Below are 16,748 nucleotides of genomic sequence, written 5' to 3'. Positions count from 1 at the left end.
TAAATATTTTCTTAACAAATTATTTTTTAATAAATGACATTCATTTCATATTCCCTTTTAAAGTCATTAAATTCAAAACATTAACATTCTTTTCTCGACCACTTATTTAACATTCTATTAACTCATTGATTCTAATAAAAATCATTTAAGTTATAATGCTTTATCTGATAAACTCGCCTATTTTTGTAAATCAATTATAAGTAATGAGTAAATTAGAAAAATATCTATTTTCTACCAGAACCATGACGCTCTTGCTGTTTATCTACGCAATCGCTATGGGGTATGCCACTTTCATTGAAAATGACTACGATACGGCTACTGCAAAAGCTGTTATTTACGAGGCAAAGTGGTTTGAGGTTTTAATGATTTGGTTAATCGTACTGTTCTTAATGAACATCAAACGATACAGATTATGGTCAAAGGAAAAATTGCCTTTATTGGTTTTCCACTTAGCATTTTTGTTTATTTTCATTGGAGGAGGAATTACTCGCTACATCAGTTTCGAGGGTGAAATGCCTATTCCAGAAGGAGGTACAAGCAACGAAATTACATCATACAAATCTTATTTCAAGATGATGGTTGATGACGGAACACAACGTTTGGCGTACGACAATCATCAATACAATATGACGTATTTTGATCGAAAAGACAGCACAAACTCTTTGTTATACAGACAATTTGAAGGTGAATACCAGTTCAAAGACAAAGTAATCAAACTACGCACATTTGATTTTGTTCCACATGCTTTGGATACAATTGTAAGAAGAAAAGACGGGATTAACGTTTTGGAAATTGTTACAGTTGGTCAAGGTGGACGTAATTCAGTTTTTATTCGTAATGGTGAAATCAAAAGCGTTAACGGAACACTTGTCGCGTATAACCGTCCGCAAGATGGCGCTGTACAAATTACAGGTGAAGGAGAAAATTTGACTATCAAATCTCCTTTCGAAGGTGATTATATACAAATGGCTGGTCAAGAGATTGGACAAGTAACAGACATGCAAAAATTGCAAGAAGGCGCTGGTAAAGTTGAATTTAATGTTGCTGCTCCATTAAAATTGCGTTCGTTATATACCATTAACGATGCTCAGTTTGTGATTCCAAACCCTTCGTTCAAAGGAGAAGTTTTATACAGACAAGGTTCTAAATTTAAAGCAGACGAAAAAAATCTTCCTGGCGCTATTAGAGCAGAAGTGATTGTTGGTGACAAACGTGATACAGTAACTATTGTTGGAGGAAAAGGTGTTTCGAATTACTCTGCAGATGTCCAAATTGACGGAATGAATATTTCGTTAGGATATGGTTCTAAGATGGTAAAAGTTCCGTTTAGTATTCGTTTAGATGACTTTATTTTAGATCGTTATCCTGGTTCTACCAATCCATCTTCTTTCGAATCTAATATTACAGTTATCGATGAAGGAAAAGAAACAAAACATCACATTTATATGAACAATGTAATGGATTATAAAGGTTATCGTTTTTTCCAATCAAGCTATTTCCCTACAGAGGACGGAACAATTTTATCTGTTAACCAAGACTGGTGGGGAACTAATATTACTTACTTAGGTTATTTTATGTTATTTGGAGGAATGTTTGTTTCTTTATTCTGGAAAGGGACTCGTTTCATACAGTTAAACTCTTTATTAAAAAGTTTACACACGAAAAAAACAACTATTTTACTTCCGTTCTTTTTATTGTCTGGATTAGCTTTTGCTCAAAATCCTACAACGACTGATGGAAATAAAGCAACGCACCAAAAAATAACAACTGAACCTGATCAAAATGTACATTCTCCAGAACATATCGCAAACTTCTCTTCGGAGATGGCTAATGGCGATGAGTTGGCGAAAGGAGTTAAAATTCCAGATGAACATGCTGACAAATTTGGTCATTTACTAATTCAAGATATCGAAGGACGTATAAAACCTGTGAATACACAGTCGTTAGAAATTCTTCGTAAAGTCTATAAAAAAGATAAATTTCACGGTTTATCTGCTGATAAATGGTTTATCTCTTTACAATTAGACCCTGCTTATTGGGTGAATGCACCTATGATTAAAGTTGGTTCTAAAGGAGGAGATCAATTAGCGAAAATAACAAATGCGAATGCTGATGGTTATACATCGTTAATGAATTTGATTGATCCTAAAACAACTCGTTTCAAATTAGATAAAGCCTATAACGAAGCGTTCTCAAGAAAACCTTCTGAGCGTTCAAAATTTGATGAAGAAGTTATTTCGGTAACAGAACGTTTCAATATTTTAGATCAAACAGCGAAAGGGTATCAGTTAAAAATCATTCCTGTACAAAATGATCCATCAGAACGTTGGACTTCTTGGATTTATCAGACACAAGAAAATCCTGTCGAAATTGATACAATGGCACTTGGAATGGTGAGTGTATATTTTAACATGGTATCAAAAGGTATCGAAAATGGTGATTGGACACCTGCTGATAATGCAGTTGATTACATTGATAAATACCAACACAAATGGGGGAAAAATGTTGTTCCTTCTGCAACAAAAGTTGAAATCGAAGTATTATACAACAAATATAATGTGTTCTTTTGGGTGATGGTTGCTTATGCAACTGTTGGTGGAATTTTAATGATTTTATCATTCATTCAATTATTCTCAGAAAGCAAAGCATTACACCGAATCATCAACGTTTGTTTAGGATTATTGTTAGTCATCTTTATAGGACAAGCAATAGGACTGGGTGTTCGTTGGTACTTAACAGGACACGCACCTTGGTCGAACGGATACGAAGCCATTGTATTTATCTCTTGGGTGAGTGTATTGGCTGGACTATTATTATACAAAAACCGAAACGCATTTATTCCAACTACAGGAGCTATGGTTGCTGTAATTATGATGGGGTTTGCGCACGGAGGTTCTATGTTAGATCCACAAATTACACCATTGGTACCTGTACTTAAATCGTATTGGTTAATTGTACACGTTGCAATTATTGTTTCGTCTTATGGTTTCTTTGGATTGAGCGCAATTTTAGGCGTTTTCTCGTTAATTATTATGATGATTAAACCAAACAAGAAGATTGAAATTTCGTTAAAAGAAATGACTTACGTTTCTGAAATGTCTTTAACAATCGGTATTTACCTACTTGCTGTCGGAACATTTTTAGGTGGTATGTGGGCTAATGAATCTTGGGGACGCTATTGGTCTTGGGATCCAAAAGAAACTTGGGCTTTCGTTTCAGTAATTATTTATGCAGTCGTTCTACATATGCGTTTAGTACCAGGTTTAAGAGGAAAATACGCGTTTAACGTTGCTGCGATGTGGGCGATTTGGACAGTTGTTATGACGTATTTCGGTGTTAACTATTACTTAGATGGATTACACTCGTACGCAGCTGGAGATGAAATTCCAATTCCATTTTGGGTTCCTGCAACAGCAGTTGGAATGTTAGTGTTAACACTTGCAGCGTGGTACCTACAAAACAAAGTGTATCATATCAAAACAAAAGAATAAATTTATTCAATTATAATTTCAAAAAAGCTCATTTAAAGATGAGCTTTTTTGTTTTCTAAATGTTTTTTCTCGCTGCCTACGACTCGCATATAAAATGAAAACACAATTCTGAGAATTATTCAGATTTATATTTTTCCCTTATCAATAAATTCGATCTAACTTTTTATCAGTTAACAAGAAGCTTCTTATTACAAGAAATGAAGCTTCTTGTTCCGTAAAAAGAAGCTTCTCGTTGCATGAAAGGAAGCTTCTCGTTGCATAAAAGGAAGCTTCTCGTTTAATAAAAAGAAAGCGCATTGTTACACTACTCTACTTTACCCCTCTTTTCATGCTTGCATTTCAGAAGACAAGCCTTCTTAATTTGTTCTTTGTTAAGTTCAGAAAAAAATGGTTGATGCACACATTCCACATCTTGATACAAAAGAAAAAGACAACCCAAAAAATTCGGATTGTCTTTTAACTTGAAAAATATTTAAAAGAATTGTTTCTATTTAAAATCAGCTTCTGTAACGTTCTTATTTACTTCTACTGTATCAATTGTAATTTTAGTTGTTTGAGGTCCAGCTTCTGTTGTCATTTCAGAAGGCAACAAGACACCATCAAAAGATTTATAACCTTTATTTATTGTCGTTGCGACCATCTCACCTTGAGGAGATTTCATTACTTGTTCAGACTTCATCAATAAACCAGTTTTTACATCATAATAATCTGTACGAGAAATTTCTGCAGCAACAACTTTGTAATATTCAACTCCGTTTTCAGAAACGATTCCTTCTACTTTAGCAGTTTTATATCCTTCCGATAAAGGAGCAAATAAAGAGTTTGTTTTCTTTAAAGGAGCTGTCATTTCAGCTGGTAAATCAATTTTCTGACCAACATTATAAAAACCTTTTTCTCCATCAAAAGCTTGAGTAACATTCATTCCGCCAAGACTCATTACAGTCAACGTTTTATTTGGTGCTAAATCTTTTTTAGTATAATCACCGCTCATTCCCATTGTTTCAATTTTCCCTTTTTGAACCAATGATTTTACAGCTTTTACTTTATCCGCTCCACCAATCGCTTTCAAATAATTATCTGTAATTTGAGTTATTGTAGTTGTTGTCGATTTTGCTCCAGAGGTTGGTTTATCTATTTTATTACCATAAGAATCGTAATATGTTACAGGATAACCCAATTTTTCTAAAGCGGGTGCGATTTGTTCTAACTTTCCAGTTACATTAATTTTCGCTTGATCAGGACGGAAATATTTTTTCGAAACACGTAACACATCATCTACTGTAACTGCGTTTATATTTTTGATATAATCGGCATAAAAGTTATCCGATAATTGATTCGTCTTTTTCGTTAAAGCTTGACCTGCAACAGTTGAAGGACTTTCTAATGTCAAAATAAAGTTTCCTAAGAATTTCGATTTTACATCTTCCAACATTTGTTGATCGATTTTATTTACCGTCATTCCTTTAATCTCTTTCATCGTTTCGACAATAGCAGAATCTGTTACTTCGTTACGAACAGTTGCATTTGTATTGAAACGACCGATATAGCGAGAATCAGAAACTCCTCCACGTGCACCGTATGTCCAACCGTGTGCTTCACGAAGATTCATGTTTAATTTTGAGTTGAAATCTCCTCCTAAAATAGAAGAAGCAATTAATGAAGCGTAATAATCAGGGTCTTTCTTCGTCAATTGAACTGGATAAGATACCGATACAACAGACTGAACTGCATTTGGCATATTAATCGCATTTAACTCTGTTTTTGTTACTTCTTCAACTTTAGGAAAAGCAGGAATATTTAATTGTCCAGCTTTCCACGATTTGAAGTTTTTATCGGCTAATGCTTTTACATCTTTTGTTGAAATATCTCCAACAACGATTAAATAAGCATTATTTGGTTTGTAGTAGGTATTGTAGTAATCCTTTACGTCTTGCAACGTTATTTTTTCGATTTGTTCTGGTGTATCAAACTCAGAGAAAGGATTGTTTTTTCCGTAAACTAAAATATTAGAAACGCGAGAAGCTGCACTTTCTACAGATTTCTCATTCGCTTTTAAACCTTCGATGTAACGTTTTTTAACATCTGCAAATTCGCTTTCAGTAAAATTTGGATTTAAAGCACCATCGGCCATATAACCAAAAATCTCGTTAAAATATTTTGTCAAAGAACTTGCCGAAGCACCTTCTTCCCAAAAGTTAACACGAGCACCTAAAAACTCAATTCTTTTATTGAATTCATCTTTCGATTTCGAAACAGTTCCTGTTCCTAACATCTCGCTCAATAAAGATTCGGCACCTTTCTTAGCACCTAATGCAAAAGGTGGATTATCAATTGTTAATGTCGCAGAAACGCGAGGTAATTTGTGATTCTCTACAACGATAACCGTTAAACCATTTTTTAGTTTAAATTCGTTTGATTTCCCTAAGTTAACCGTAGGCGCTGGACCTGGTTTAGGCATAGGGATTTGAACTTGAGCATTTACGCTAACTGCCATAAAAGCAATCGCAAGAGATAATATCTTTGTTTTCATAATTCAGTCGTTTTTTATTTGGCAGCTTTTTTAGATTCTGGTAAATAGTGGATAATTACACGTTGGTTTTTGTTAAGATACTTTTTCGCAACATTTTTGATATCTTCTCTCGAAACTGATTGATAGATTTTCAATTCTTCGTTGATTTTATTTGTATCTCCACCCAACATATATGCATCGGCCAAAGCATGTGCAATATTTTGAACGCCTGATTTTGAAGCAACAAAACTATTTTCGATTCCATTTAAGATTTTTTGGTAATCTTCTTCAGAAATTAAATTCGTTTGTACTTTCTCTATATCTTGTTGTAAATCATTTTCTAATTTATCAAACGAAACTTCTCCTTGAGGTAAAATTCCGATTGAATAGATTCCGTAGTCTTCCATTTGACGATTGAAAGCAAAAATCTGTAAAGCTTCTTTCTTCTCATCAACATATTTTTTATATAAAACTGAGGATTTTCCTCCTGTTAAATAACTTGATAACATTTCTAATGCATAGGCATCTTTCGATTTGTTATCTGGAGTACGATAATTAATAGCTAACAAAGGAATCTGAATATTAGAATCATACTCCGTTGCACGCACTTCAGTCGTAATTGGATCTTCTTGAATTACTGTTTTTACAACCTCTTTTCCACGAGGAATTACACCAAAATATTTTTCAATTAATTTCTTAGCATCCTCTTTCTTGAAATCTCCTGCAACCACTAACACTGCATTATTTGGCACATAGTATTGTTGACTAAAGTGTTTAAAATCCTCTAATTTGGCATTACTCAAATCTTCAAACGAACCAATTACACTCCAACGATATCCACTTTTCTTGAAAACATGCGGGTTAACGGCTTCTCCGTAAGAAAATCTTCCATAAGGTTGATTGTCTAAACGAGAACGTTTTTCTTCTTTTACAACCTCTTTTTGGGTATCAACACCAATTTGATTAATGATTGGCTGACGCAAACGATCTGATTCCATCCATAATCCTAACTCTAAATTATTTGACGGAAATGTTTCGTAATAATATGTTCTATCAGTCGTTGTATTCGCGTTATTTGATCCTCCATGAGAAGAAACAATCTTGAACCATTCTCCTCTTTTGATATTTTCTGTCCCTTCGAATAATAAATGCTCAAAAAAGTGAGCAAATCCAGTTTTACCAACTTGTTCATCTTTCGATCCTACGTGATACATCACACCAGTTGTCACTACTGGAGCTGAATTATCCTGATGAAGGATAACATGTAATCCATTTGGTAAAGTATACTCATCAAATTCTATTTGCTGTCCAAAAAGTGCTGAACCTACAAATAAGATAGACATAAAAAGTTTCTTCATTTAGTAGTTTTTAAAGTTTTTATCAATTTACTTATGTAACATTAGTAGCAGTATTTTCAAAAATGTTACACCAAATTTGCATTAATATTAAAAAAATGTAAAATAGCACATGTCTATTGATTTAGTAGGCATTTCTATTAATTTACAACATTATTTATGAATAAACCTATAGTAAATGTTTTAGTATTTACTATAGATTTGTAAAAATCGAGAGAAAGAAAATGGATTTTATAGAGTTTTTTGGTTTCGTAGGTGCTTTTTTCATTGGACTTATCATGGGAGTTCTTGGTGGTGGCGGTTCTATCTTAGCTGTACCTATCTTAGCTTATATTTTTCATTTCGACGAGAGAATTGCAACTGCATATTCTTTATGTATAGTTGGTTCTACAGGATTAGTTGGTGGAATAAAGCAAGCTTCTAAAAAAATGGTCGATTGGAAAGTTGTTTATCAATTTGGTGTACCTGCAGTTATTGGAATTACGTTGGTTCGTGCTTTTTTAATTCCAGCACTTCCGAGTAATTTATTTTCTATAGGTGATTTTATCGTCACACGTCGAATGGCTATGTTTGGTCTTTTTGCGTTTCTAATGATATTTGCAGCAGTTTCTATGCTAAAAGGTAAAAAAGAAACGGAAATCGTTCAGCGAGATGAAAAATTAAATCCTGTTTTATTAATTCAAGGATTTTTGATTGGAGGATTAACAGGAATGGTTGGTGCAGGTGGTGGATTTTTAATTGTCCCTGCTTTGATGATGGTCGCAAAATTGGATATGAAAAAGGCTTCGGCTACATCATTAGTCATCATTGCGATTAATTCGTTAATAGGATTTTTTATTGGTGATGCATTTCACATTAAAATAAATTGGGAATTCTTAAGTGTTTTTATTGGAATTTCTATGGCTGGTATTTTTGTTGGAACCTACATTAACAAATTTTTACCTGTACAATTTTTAAAACGAACATTTGCAATTTTCATTATCTTAATGGCTGTTTTCATGTTCATCGAAGAATTTATAATTCAATAATTTATCATATGGAATTCAACGAAAATTTTTGGAATGATAAATATATCAATAACCAAACTGGCTGGGATCTAAAGTCCCCTTCTACTCCATTAAAAGCTTATATTGATCAATTAGAAGATAAAAATATCCGTATTTTAATTCCGGGGTGCGGGAATGCTTACGAAGCTGAATATCTTTTGGAAAAAGGTTTTACAAACCTCACATTAATTGATATAGCTGAAATTGTAGTCGAAAAAATAAAAGAAAAATTTAAAGACAACCCTCATATAAAAGTTCTTCACAAAGACTTTTTCGAATTAGATGATCAATTTGATTTGATATTAGAGCAAACATTTTTTTGTGCTTTAAACCCTGAATTACGCCAAAAGTATAGCATCAAAATGAATCAATTATTAGCGGAAAATGGTAAATTGGTTGGTGTTTTATTCAACAGAGATTTTGGAAATGACACTCCTCCTTTTGGCGGAAACAAAGCCGAATACCATACCTATTTCAACGATTATTTTGATTTCAAAGTCATGGAAGAATGTTACAACTCAATTCCTCCACGAGCTGGAAATGAATTGTTTATCAATTTAAAAAAGATCACAAAATAACCTATGATTTCATTCATAGTTTTAGCGTTAACTATCAATCTTATTTGATTTTAAATAAACAAAAAGTATCAGAATTTGTCCATTAACGGAAAGTTCTAAATTTAATTATTTGTATTTTTACACACTAAATTCATACTTATGAAAATTGAACAAATTTACACCGGATGTCTTGCACAAGGTGCTTATTATATAGAAAGCAATGGTGAAGTTGCAATTATTGATCCGTTGAGAGAAACACAATCTTATGTTGATCAAGCAACAAAAGATAACGCAAAAATCAAGTATATTTTTGAAACACATTTCCATGCTGATTTCGTTTCTGGACATGTCGATTTAGCCCAAAAAACTGGTGCAACAATTGTTTATGGTCCAACAGCTGAACCAAGTTTTGACGCGCATATTGCGACAGATGGAGAAGTATTTACTTTAGGTAATATTACGATTACAGCGTTACATACCCCAGGTCATACGATGGAGAGTACAACCTATTTGTTGAAGGATGAAAACGGTAAAGATTATGCAATTTTTACAGGAGATACATTATTTATTGGTGATGTTGGTCGTCCTGATTTGGCTCAAAAATTAAATTCAGATTTAACACAAGAGAAATTAGCTGGTTATTTATTTGATTCGTTACGAAACAAAATTATGCCTTTAGCGAATGATATTATTGTTTATCCTGCGCATGGAGCTGGTTCTGCTTGTGGTAAAAATATGAGTAAAGAAACTTTTGATACATTAGGAAATCAAAAAAATGTAAATTATGCATTGAATCCTAACATGACAAAAGAGGAGTTTATTACAGAATTAACTTCAGGGTTAATGCCTCCTCCTTTCTATTTTCCAGAAAATGTGATGATGAATAAATTGGGTGTAGAATCTTTAGACGTCGTAAAAGAACGTGCCAATAAAGCTTTATCGCCTGATGAATTTATTCAAGTTGCTGAAGACGCAAACGCCTTAATTTTAGACGTACGTGATTCGCAAACATTCGCAGAAGGATTTGTTCCAAATTCAATTAACATCGGAATCAAAGGAAATTTTGCTCCATGGGTTGGAACTTTAATTACAGATATCAAACAACCAATTTTACTAATTGCAGAAGTTGGTGCAGAAGAAGAAGCGGTAACACGTTTAGCACGTGTTGGATATGATAATGTGATTGGATTTTTGAACAATGGTTTCCAAGCTTGGCTTGATGCAGAAAAGGATTTTGATGAAATTGTTTCTATTTCACCTGAAGAATTTGTCGAATTAGTTGATGAAACAGAATTAAAAGTCTTAGACGTTCGTAAACCAGGAGAATTCGAAACTGCTCATGTAGAAGATGCAATTACTGCTCCATTAGATTTTATCAACGAATCAATGAAAGTAATCGATCCAGAAGAAACTTATTTAGTACATTGTGCTGGTGGATACCGTTCGATGATTTTCACGTCTATTTTACGTGCTCGTGGTTACGAAAATTTAATTGATGTAGCAGGAGGTTTTGGTAAAATAAAAGAAGTAGAAGGTGTTAAAATAGTAGAAGGAACCTCTCCATGTCAATTGGGAAATAATTCTTGCTCAACGAAATAAACAATTTTTTGCAATAAATAACGTTATAGCCTTGGAACACCAAGGCTATTTTCGTATTCTTCAACTCAAACATTATACATGAAAAATATAGTATTCATTTGTACCCTACTCTTTTGCTCAACACTTTTTGCTCAACAAAAAATACGTGGAGCTGAATCGTTTGTATTAACAATTCCGAAAGATTATCAGCGCACAATTGGATTAAATGACTATGCAACTATTCAATTTGAAAGTATTGCACCAAAACCAAATTCGTACGGATTTTTAATTTTCGAGCATAAAGATGAATTAAAATTAGCCGATCCTAAATTAGATATGATCGACTATACATTGAATTCTATAGAGCCGTATACGACACAAAACGGATTTAAATATCTAAAAAAACCTTATGTTTCGTATGAACAAGGATTCAATTTCGCTTATGCTGAATTTGAGACAAATGAACCCGAATCTGGTCACATTTATTTTTTGCAAACTGTTATCGAAACAAAAGAGTTTGTTTATCAAATTCTACAATATTGTAGTTTCGAAGACCGAGATATCATGAAAAGTGATTTTGTTTCTATTGTAAATAGTTTCAAATTGAAATAGCTGTAAGAAAGAAATAAAAAAATCTCCTTCCAAAAATTTGAAAGGAGATTTTTTATCTTATCTCGTTATTGTTAAATCGTATTCATTATCAGATTCATCAAGCTTATATGTTAATTTCATATTGAAATCCTGCATAAATTTCTTACAAAATGTTTCAATATTTAATGAATCTGGAAAAGTAGATTTGTTCACAGTCAAAAACAAAGTTGTCCAACTTGTATTGTTTTTAAAAATTGTTGTAAACCTGTTTTCCCAATAATTTAAAAACTTTTCTTCTTTTTCATTGCTTAAAATCTCTTCCATTTTACCTGCTTTATAAACCAATAACAAATTTACAATTATTTCTATTTAAAAACCTCTTTTTTACGATTTATTAACTTTTATTCATGACTAATTTTCCAGTATATTGCCATTCTTAAGATTCGCTTAAGATTCCCTTATTTACTTTTAAGAGTAACTAAACATTAAGACATTTGAATATTAATTCAAAACAAAATGTTGACAATCATCGGAAGTGATGTTATAATATTTTACGATTTGAAATAAATGCAGATGATTTGAAACTCGTACAGGAACGATTTTTTCGCGCAGAAAATGATGCAACTGTACATATTTCTGGTTCGGGATCAGGTCTAAATATTGCCACTAAATTAGCTGAAATGTAAGGGATTACGATAAAAATTGAAAGTATACAACTGAAAAGAACAAAGATTAATTTAATTTTTAATATTGAACATTTTTGAGTAATTTCAATCAATTAAAATTCAAAAAAATGAGCCAACACGAGTACACGAACGGAGAAGTTACCATAATTTGGAAACCTGAATTGTGCGAGCATGCAGGAATTTGCACTAAATTACTCCCAAAAGTATATCATCCTAAAGAAATACCTTGGATAAAACCTGAAAACGCAAGCAGCGAAGAAATTAAGAAACAAGTTTCTCAATGTCCTTCTGGTGCTTTAAGTTTTAAATAATACTAAACTATTATTTTTTATTGATTTCGATAGCTCTGAAACCTTTTTCAGAAATTTCTTTCTTATAAGTTACTTTATCATATTTTTTCACTTCTTGTTTCAATTGACTTTGGTGAAAAAATATGCTATCGTTTGATTTTTCTTCTGTAATAAAACCAAATCCTTTCTCATTAAAAGAATTGATTACACCCGTAAAAACTTGTGTAGGATCAAACGCTGTATTTGGATTTTCTTGGCGACTTAGCAAATCCTCTTCTCTATTTTGTAAATGTGGAGGAACATCTGTTAAATTTCCGTTGATATCAACATAAGCAATCATTTCTTCTAATGATTTTCCTTTGTTGTTATTTGTTTTTCTTTCTTCTCTTTGAAGAAGTTTTTCTTGTCTTTTTTTCTCTTTTTTCTTGATATTCTCTTTCTTAGAATATGAATCTGCCATATTTATATATTTTTTATAATTTGAATTTAACCCGATTTACTTGAAAAACTTTTAATTTTTATATTTTCTTTCAAATTTTAAAAATAAAAAATTTGAAAACTAAATCTGTAAAATAGCTTACGCTTTTATTACTAATAAAATGCTTGGATAAAAAATGTAGTACCAATTTGATAATAAAGTTTAAGTGCTAAACATAAACTGAAGCGATAAATTTGTACAGTAAAGCAAATAAAAGAAGCTTTGTAAACCAATTATTGCACAAAGATACAAAAAATTAAGCAACTGAATTAGTTGCAAATCTACAATCAAAAAAACTCATCTTCAATTCATAAATTTATCCCACTAAAACCACACAATAGATATACAAACAATACAGAAATTTTGTAATTTCAACAGACCACATGGATCATTTAAAGGAAAAACACCTTATGAAATACTAAAATCTAAACTAAAATAATTAAATTTATTATCTACGAAGTGATGAAGTACGACAAAATGTATTTAATAAAAAAGCAATGGATGAAATGGAAAGTTTTTGATCTAAATATTTCTCAATTTTAAATAGTTCTTGAAGGGTTAATCTTGTATAATTTTAGCTCATAACAACACTAAATTAATAATTTATAGTGTCGCATTAGTTTTCTGAACCCGCGCTTTTCTTCTTCCTCCAATGAACTGGTGTTACAATAAGATAGCATTAAAATCTCTTGGTCTTGAAAAATTTTAAGGCTATCTCTTGAGGCCTCTAAGATTTCAATCTCTTGTTTTACATCCAAACAAAATGAGTCTTTCTTGGCTTCTATTACTTTTAATGATTTGTAATAATGTAACTTCTCGTAAATTTTTGGTTAGTCTTTTTTGAAATAATCTAATTCGTCTTGCAATGAATTAAATTGGTGAGTAGTTAAAATCATTTGGATCTGATCTAAGAAGTCTGTAATTAAAGCGATTGCTTTTTTAGACTCTTCGATTGGATCATCACATGCAAACTTTAATTCAGCTAATTGTAATTCAAAATTGCTGAATTTCGAAATTAATTCTTGACTCATCTAATTTTGATTACGGTTAGTTAAATTGTTATTATTCAGAAATTTAATACAAATTCAACAATTCTAAAAATTAAATTTATAGTTGAAATACCTTTCTGTTTTGAATTACATTTTTTAAATGTTCCATATCATGAATAATTTTTTGTTCCGTAATCCTTGCATAATGTTGCGTTGTCGTGATATTTGTATGACCTAACATTTTGGAAACTGATTCGATTGGTACACCATTGGAAAGTGTTACCGTTGTTGCAAACGTATGTCTAGCACAATGAAAAGTCAGTTCTTTATTGATCCCAGATAAAGTTGCAATTTCTTTAAGGTATGCATTCATCTTTTGGTTACTGAATACAGGTAATAATTTTCAGTTTTGACATAAAAAATGTTCCTTGTATTTTTCGATTATGTCTAACGGAATATTTAATAATGGAATTTTTGTAGGAGTAGAAGTTTTCTGTCTATAAGTATGAATCCACAATTGACCATCAATACCCTTTACGATATGGTTTTTCGTTAAATTAAAAATATCAATATAGGCTAAACCTGTATAGCAGGAAAAAATAAAAATATCTCTTACAAGGTTTAATCTTTCAGTGCAATGTTCTTTTTCGTAAATCGCATAGATTTCCTCTTGCGAAAGAAAGATTCGTTCTACTTTTTCGACTTTCGGTTTATAATTGACAAATGGATCTTTTTGAATCCAATCTTTTGCCATACATTCTCTAATTATCTTTTTGAAATTCTTAATATATTTGACTGTTGTGTTATTGTTGCATTTGCGTTCGGCTCGAAAATAGAAATCTAAATCCATAATAAAAGCGTGGTCGATATCATCAATAGCTATGTCTTCTTTTTTGTATTGATGTTTTAGAAATTCTTTGATGTGCTTTAGTGTGGTTTCATAGCGTTCTATTGTTCCAGGTGCGACTTCTTTGTTGATTATTTTTTTTAATTGATCGTTGTGTTGATGGAAGATAGGTACTAGCATACGTTTGTTTGCGTTGCCTTGTGAATTAAGGAATTGTTTTATTTCTTCTATTGTTAAAACTTCATTACGTAAGCTGTATTGAATTTCGAGGTTAATTATTTTAGATTTGATGACTTCTAGGTAACCATTAATTGAATAGGCTTCTTCTGTCTTTCCTTTGATTTTGGAATTTTTGTGGTCCCACGTTTTAGGATCGATGTATTTTTTTGTGGAGAATTCGTAGCGTTTATTGGCTATACGGATTGTAAAGTATATTGGTTGTAGTCCTTGTTTATTGGTCTTTGAGTTACGTGGACCAACATTAATTTTAAGATTCTGTCTCATCTGATTCAATTTTTATTGGTTAGATAAAATTTAAAGTGTTATTAGTGTAGAATCAAGATGTTCATCTATTGGACACGTTCTTGGTTAGGCTATGACAAGGGCTATGAAAAAGGTTAGGGTATTTTCATTGTCCTTTTTTACTATCTCTTTTGGGTAAAGGGATAGGACTTATTTCTTTAATATTTCTGCGACCTTTTTTTGAAATTAAAATAGGTCGCTAAATAGTCGCTGTTTTTTCTGAAACAAATGTTTTAATCTGAAAGTTTATTGCATAAAAAAACCTCTATTTCGTTAAAAATAGAGGTTATTTGAATCAACTTTGTTTAAAGTTGCGGAGAGTGAGGGATTCGAACCCCCGGAGGTGTGACCCTCAACAGTTTTCAAGACTGCCGCATTCGACCACTCTGCCAACTCTCCTACACAGCGTTTATTGCCGTATTGCGAGTGCAAATATAGAACGCTTTTTCGAATTAGCAAACCTTAATTTAAAGTTTTTTTTATACAACTTGTTAGTTAATTCAGTATCAAATAACTATTTTTTAAAATAATTAGGTAAAAAGGACTAAACCGACCTGAATTATGAAACCAAGTGTAAAAAATAATGCTGCAAACTTTAATAAAGTAAATCGGAAAGCATCATTTAAAATTAATTTTTCGATTAATGGTCTTGAAATTTTATCATCAAGAATTTGTTCTAATTTTTTATAAAAAAGCAACATAAACCCTATGATGATAAGCACTGAAATAAATACAAATAACGAACTAATTGAATGATAAAACATCATTCCCATAAACATTCCAAAAACAGCTAATATTAGCTGAGGGATTTGACGAATCATTTTACGTATTAGGTCTTCTGTTTTTCTCAACCAATCTGCTCCTAAAATTTCTGGAGCTGCCATCCAAAAAGCTAAAAACTGCAAAACTAAACCTAAAATTGTAAGTGTTTTGATCATGAATACAATTTAGCTTTAAAGATAAAAAAAACCACTCAATTAAATTGAATGGTTTAATAAATTATAGTTTTCAGAAAAGATATTATTCATCTTCTTCGTCATCCTCTTTCATTGTATGATACACGTTATTCACGTCTTCATCTTCATCAAATTTCTCTAACAATTTCTCGATGTCAGCTCTTTCTTCTTCTGTTAATTCCTTTGTTGTTTGAGGAATTCTTTCAAATTCTGATGATATAATTTCGTATCCGCCCTCTTCTAAAGATTTAAAGATTGTTCCATAATTCTCAAAAGGTGCAATTAACACAATTCCATCTTCATCTTCAAAAACTTCTTCTACACCAAAATCGATCATTTCAAATTCTAATTCTTCCATATCAACCCCTTCAGGTTTTTGAATTTTAAAATTACAAATATGATCAAACATAAATTCAACAGAACCTTGTGTTCCTAATTGTCCATTACATTTACTAAAGTAAGAACGAACGCTGGCAACTGTACGGTTGTTATTGTTTGTAGAAGTTTCAACTAACATTGCAATTCCATGCGGTCCATAACCTTCAAAAATTACTTCTTTATAGTTTTCTGTATTTTTATCAGATGCTTTTTTGATTGCGCGTTCGATATTATCTTTCGGCATATTAACCGCTTTGGCATTCTGAATTACCGCACGAAGATGAGAATTTGAATGCGGATCAGGCCCTCCTGCTTTTACTGCCATTACGATATCCTTCCCAATTTTAGTAAACGCTTTAGACATTGCCGCCCAACGTTTCAATTTACGTCCTTTTCTAAATTCAAATGCTCTTCCCATTTATACTTGTTTTAATAGTTGCAAATTTATTCATAATACGAAAAAAATCCAAGAACT

General features: G+C 31.8%; 15 protein-coding genes and 1 tRNA gene. 6 read left to right on the top strand and 10 right to left on the bottom strand.

The genetic code is table 11. The annotated features are described in order from the left end of the window. The first annotated feature begins 203 nt into the window (after positions 1 to 203). The gene (gene ccsA, locus NZD85_RS14070) at positions 204 to 3,491 is read left to right on the top strand and encodes a cytochrome c biogenesis protein (RefSeq protein ID WP_260542481.1); all 3,288 of its coding nucleotides are present in this window, start codon (positions 204 to 206) and stop codon (positions 3,489 to 3,491) included. A 487-nt stretch (positions 3,492 to 3,978) separates the two neighbouring features. Here ccsA and NZD85_RS14065 read toward each other — a convergent pair whose 3' ends face one another. Together NZD85_RS14065 and NZD85_RS14060 are read right to left on the bottom strand one after the other, a co-directional pair. Continuing rightward, positions 3,979 to 6,021, bottom strand: coding sequence for an insulinase family protein (locus NZD85_RS14065; protein ID WP_260542479.1), 2,043 nt, complete (start codon positions 6,019 to 6,021; stop codon positions 3,979 to 3,981). Between the two features lie 14 nt (positions 6,022 to 6,035). Further along, positions 6,036 to 7,358, bottom strand: coding sequence for a M16 family metallopeptidase (locus NZD85_RS14060; RefSeq protein ID WP_188319029.1), 1,323 nt, complete (start codon positions 7,356 to 7,358; stop codon positions 6,036 to 6,038). A 221-nt stretch (positions 7,359 to 7,579) separates the two neighbouring features. Between NZD85_RS14060 and NZD85_RS14055 the strand changes: the two genes are divergently transcribed. The 4 genes from NZD85_RS14055 to NZD85_RS14040 all read left to right on the top strand — a co-directional run bounded on the left by NZD85_RS14055 (position 7,580) and on the right by NZD85_RS14040 (position 11,148). After that, entirely contained in the window at positions 7,580 to 8,383 is an 804-nt protein-coding gene (locus NZD85_RS14055; protein ID WP_260542476.1) for a sulfite exporter TauE/SafE family protein, read from the top strand. An 8-nt stretch (positions 8,384 to 8,391) separates the two neighbouring features. Then, the gene (locus tag NZD85_RS14050) at positions 8,392 to 8,979 is read left to right on the top strand and encodes a TPMT family class I SAM-dependent methyltransferase (RefSeq protein WP_260542474.1); all 588 of its coding nucleotides are present in this window, start codon (positions 8,392 to 8,394) and stop codon (positions 8,977 to 8,979) included. Positions 8,980 to 9,117: 138 nt separating this feature from the next. Further along, positions 9,118 to 10,557, top strand: coding sequence for an MBL fold metallo-hydrolase (locus NZD85_RS14045; protein WP_260542472.1), 1,440 nt, complete (start codon positions 9,118 to 9,120; stop codon positions 10,555 to 10,557). 78 nt (positions 10,558 to 10,635) lie between these two features. Further along, positions 10,636 to 11,148, top strand: a complete 513-nt coding sequence (locus tag NZD85_RS14040) for a hypothetical protein (protein ID WP_188319032.1) — start codon at positions 10,636 to 10,638, stop codon at positions 11,146 to 11,148. A gap of 57 nt (positions 11,149 to 11,205) precedes the next feature. Here the strand turns inward: NZD85_RS14040 and NZD85_RS14035 are convergent, their stop codons facing one another. Then, a complete protein-coding gene (locus NZD85_RS14035) occupies positions 11,206 to 11,451 on the bottom strand; it encodes a hypothetical protein (RefSeq protein WP_171623693.1) in 246 nt (81 codons plus the stop codon). A 469-nt stretch (positions 11,452 to 11,920) separates the two neighbouring features. Between NZD85_RS14035 and NZD85_RS14030 the strand changes: the two genes are divergently transcribed. Next, positions 11,921 to 12,124, top strand: coding sequence for a (4Fe-4S)-binding protein (locus tag NZD85_RS14030; protein WP_260542468.1), 204 nt, complete (start codon positions 11,921 to 11,923; stop codon positions 12,122 to 12,124). 10 nt (positions 12,125 to 12,134) lie between these two features. Here the strand turns inward: NZD85_RS14030 and NZD85_RS14025 are convergent, their stop codons facing one another. From NZD85_RS14025 to NZD85_RS13995, 7 genes are all read right to left on the bottom strand, one after another. Next, entirely contained in the window at positions 12,135 to 12,563 is a 429-nt protein-coding gene (locus NZD85_RS14025; RefSeq protein ID WP_171623696.1) for a cold shock domain-containing protein, read from the bottom strand. 848 nt (positions 12,564 to 13,411) lie between these two features. Then, a complete protein-coding gene (locus tag NZD85_RS14020; protein ID WP_225542423.1) occupies positions 13,412 to 13,612 on the bottom strand; it encodes a hypothetical protein in 201 nt (66 codons plus the stop codon). Positions 13,613 to 13,688: 76 nt separating this feature from the next. Further along, positions 13,689 to 13,943 (bottom strand): tyrosine-type recombinase/integrase, encoded by a 255-nt coding sequence (locus tag NZD85_RS14015; RefSeq protein ID WP_260542466.1) that lies wholly within the window; start codon positions 13,941 to 13,943, stop codon positions 13,689 to 13,691. 30 nt (positions 13,944 to 13,973) lie between these two features. Next, positions 13,974 to 14,921 (bottom strand): site-specific integrase, encoded by a 948-nt coding sequence (locus tag NZD85_RS14010; protein WP_260542463.1) that lies wholly within the window; start codon positions 14,919 to 14,921, stop codon positions 13,974 to 13,976. Positions 14,922 to 15,253: 332 nt separating this feature from the next. Continuing rightward, a tRNA-Ser gene (locus NZD85_RS14005) sits at positions 15,254 to 15,338 on the bottom strand. A 131-nt stretch (positions 15,339 to 15,469) separates the two neighbouring features. Beyond that, complete coding sequence (locus NZD85_RS14000) at positions 15,470 to 15,877, bottom strand: hypothetical protein (protein ID WP_260542461.1); 408 nt, start codon at positions 15,875 to 15,877, stop codon at positions 15,470 to 15,472. Between the two features lie 82 nt (positions 15,878 to 15,959). Further along, positions 15,960 to 16,691, bottom strand: a complete 732-nt coding sequence (locus NZD85_RS13995) for a YebC/PmpR family DNA-binding transcriptional regulator (RefSeq protein ID WP_225540470.1) — start codon at positions 16,689 to 16,691, stop codon at positions 15,960 to 15,962. Positions 16,692 to 16,748: the final 57 nt, after the last annotated feature.

Origin of the sequence: Empedobacter stercoris, from assembly GCF_025244765.1 — a bacterium.
Lineage (GTDB): Bacteria > Bacteroidota > Bacteroidia > Flavobacteriales > Weeksellaceae > Empedobacter > Empedobacter stercoris.
Note: the sequence above shows the minus strand (reverse complement) of the source record. Positions and strands in the feature narration are given on the sequence as shown.

What these genes read in the sequence shown, in the direction of transcription:
- ccsA (WP_260542481.1), top strand. Translation starts at nt 204, where the DNA reads ATGAGTAAATTAGAAAAATATCTATTTTCTACCAGAACCATGACGCTC.
- NZD85_RS14065 (WP_260542479.1), bottom strand. Translation starts at nt 6,021, where the DNA reads ATGAAAACAAAGATATTATCTCTTGCGATTGCTTTTATGGCAGTTAGC.
- NZD85_RS14060 (WP_188319029.1), bottom strand. Translation starts at nt 7,358, where the DNA reads ATGAAGAAACTTTTTATGTCTATCTTATTTGTAGGTTCAGCACTTTTT.
- NZD85_RS14055 (WP_260542476.1), top strand. Translation starts at nt 7,580, where the DNA reads ATGGATTTTATAGAGTTTTTTGGTTTCGTAGGTGCTTTTTTCATTGGA.
- NZD85_RS14050 (WP_260542474.1), top strand. Translation starts at nt 8,392, where the DNA reads ATGGAATTCAACGAAAATTTTTGGAATGATAAATATATCAATAACCAA.
- NZD85_RS14045 (WP_260542472.1), top strand. Translation starts at nt 9,118, where the DNA reads ATGAAAATTGAACAAATTTACACCGGATGTCTTGCACAAGGTGCTTAT.
- NZD85_RS14040 (WP_188319032.1), top strand. Translation starts at nt 10,636, where the DNA reads ATGAAAAATATAGTATTCATTTGTACCCTACTCTTTTGCTCAACACTT.
- NZD85_RS14035 (WP_171623693.1), bottom strand. Translation starts at nt 11,451, where the DNA reads ATGGAAGAGATTTTAAGCAATGAAAAAGAAGAAAAGTTTTTAAATTAT.
- NZD85_RS14030 (WP_260542468.1), top strand. Translation starts at nt 11,921, where the DNA reads ATGAGCCAACACGAGTACACGAACGGAGAAGTTACCATAATTTGGAAA.
- NZD85_RS14025 (WP_171623696.1), bottom strand. Translation starts at nt 12,563, where the DNA reads ATGGCAGATTCATATTCTAAGAAAGAGAATATCAAGAAAAAAGAGAAA.
- NZD85_RS14020 (WP_225542423.1), bottom strand. Translation starts at nt 13,612, where the DNA reads ATGAGTCAAGAATTAATTTCGAAATTCAGCAATTTTGAATTACAATTA.
- NZD85_RS14015 (WP_260542466.1), bottom strand. Translation starts at nt 13,943, where the DNA reads ATGAATGCATACCTTAAAGAAATTGCAACTTTATCTGGGATCAATAAA.
- NZD85_RS14010 (WP_260542463.1), bottom strand. Translation starts at nt 14,921, where the DNA reads ATGAGACAGAATCTTAAAATTAATGTTGGTCCACGTAACTCAAAGACC.
- NZD85_RS14000 (WP_260542461.1), bottom strand. Translation starts at nt 15,877, where the DNA reads ATGATCAAAACACTTACAATTTTAGGTTTAGTTTTGCAGTTTTTAGCT.
- NZD85_RS13995 (WP_225540470.1), bottom strand. Translation starts at nt 16,691, where the DNA reads ATGGGAAGAGCATTTGAATTTAGAAAAGGACGTAAATTGAAACGTTGG.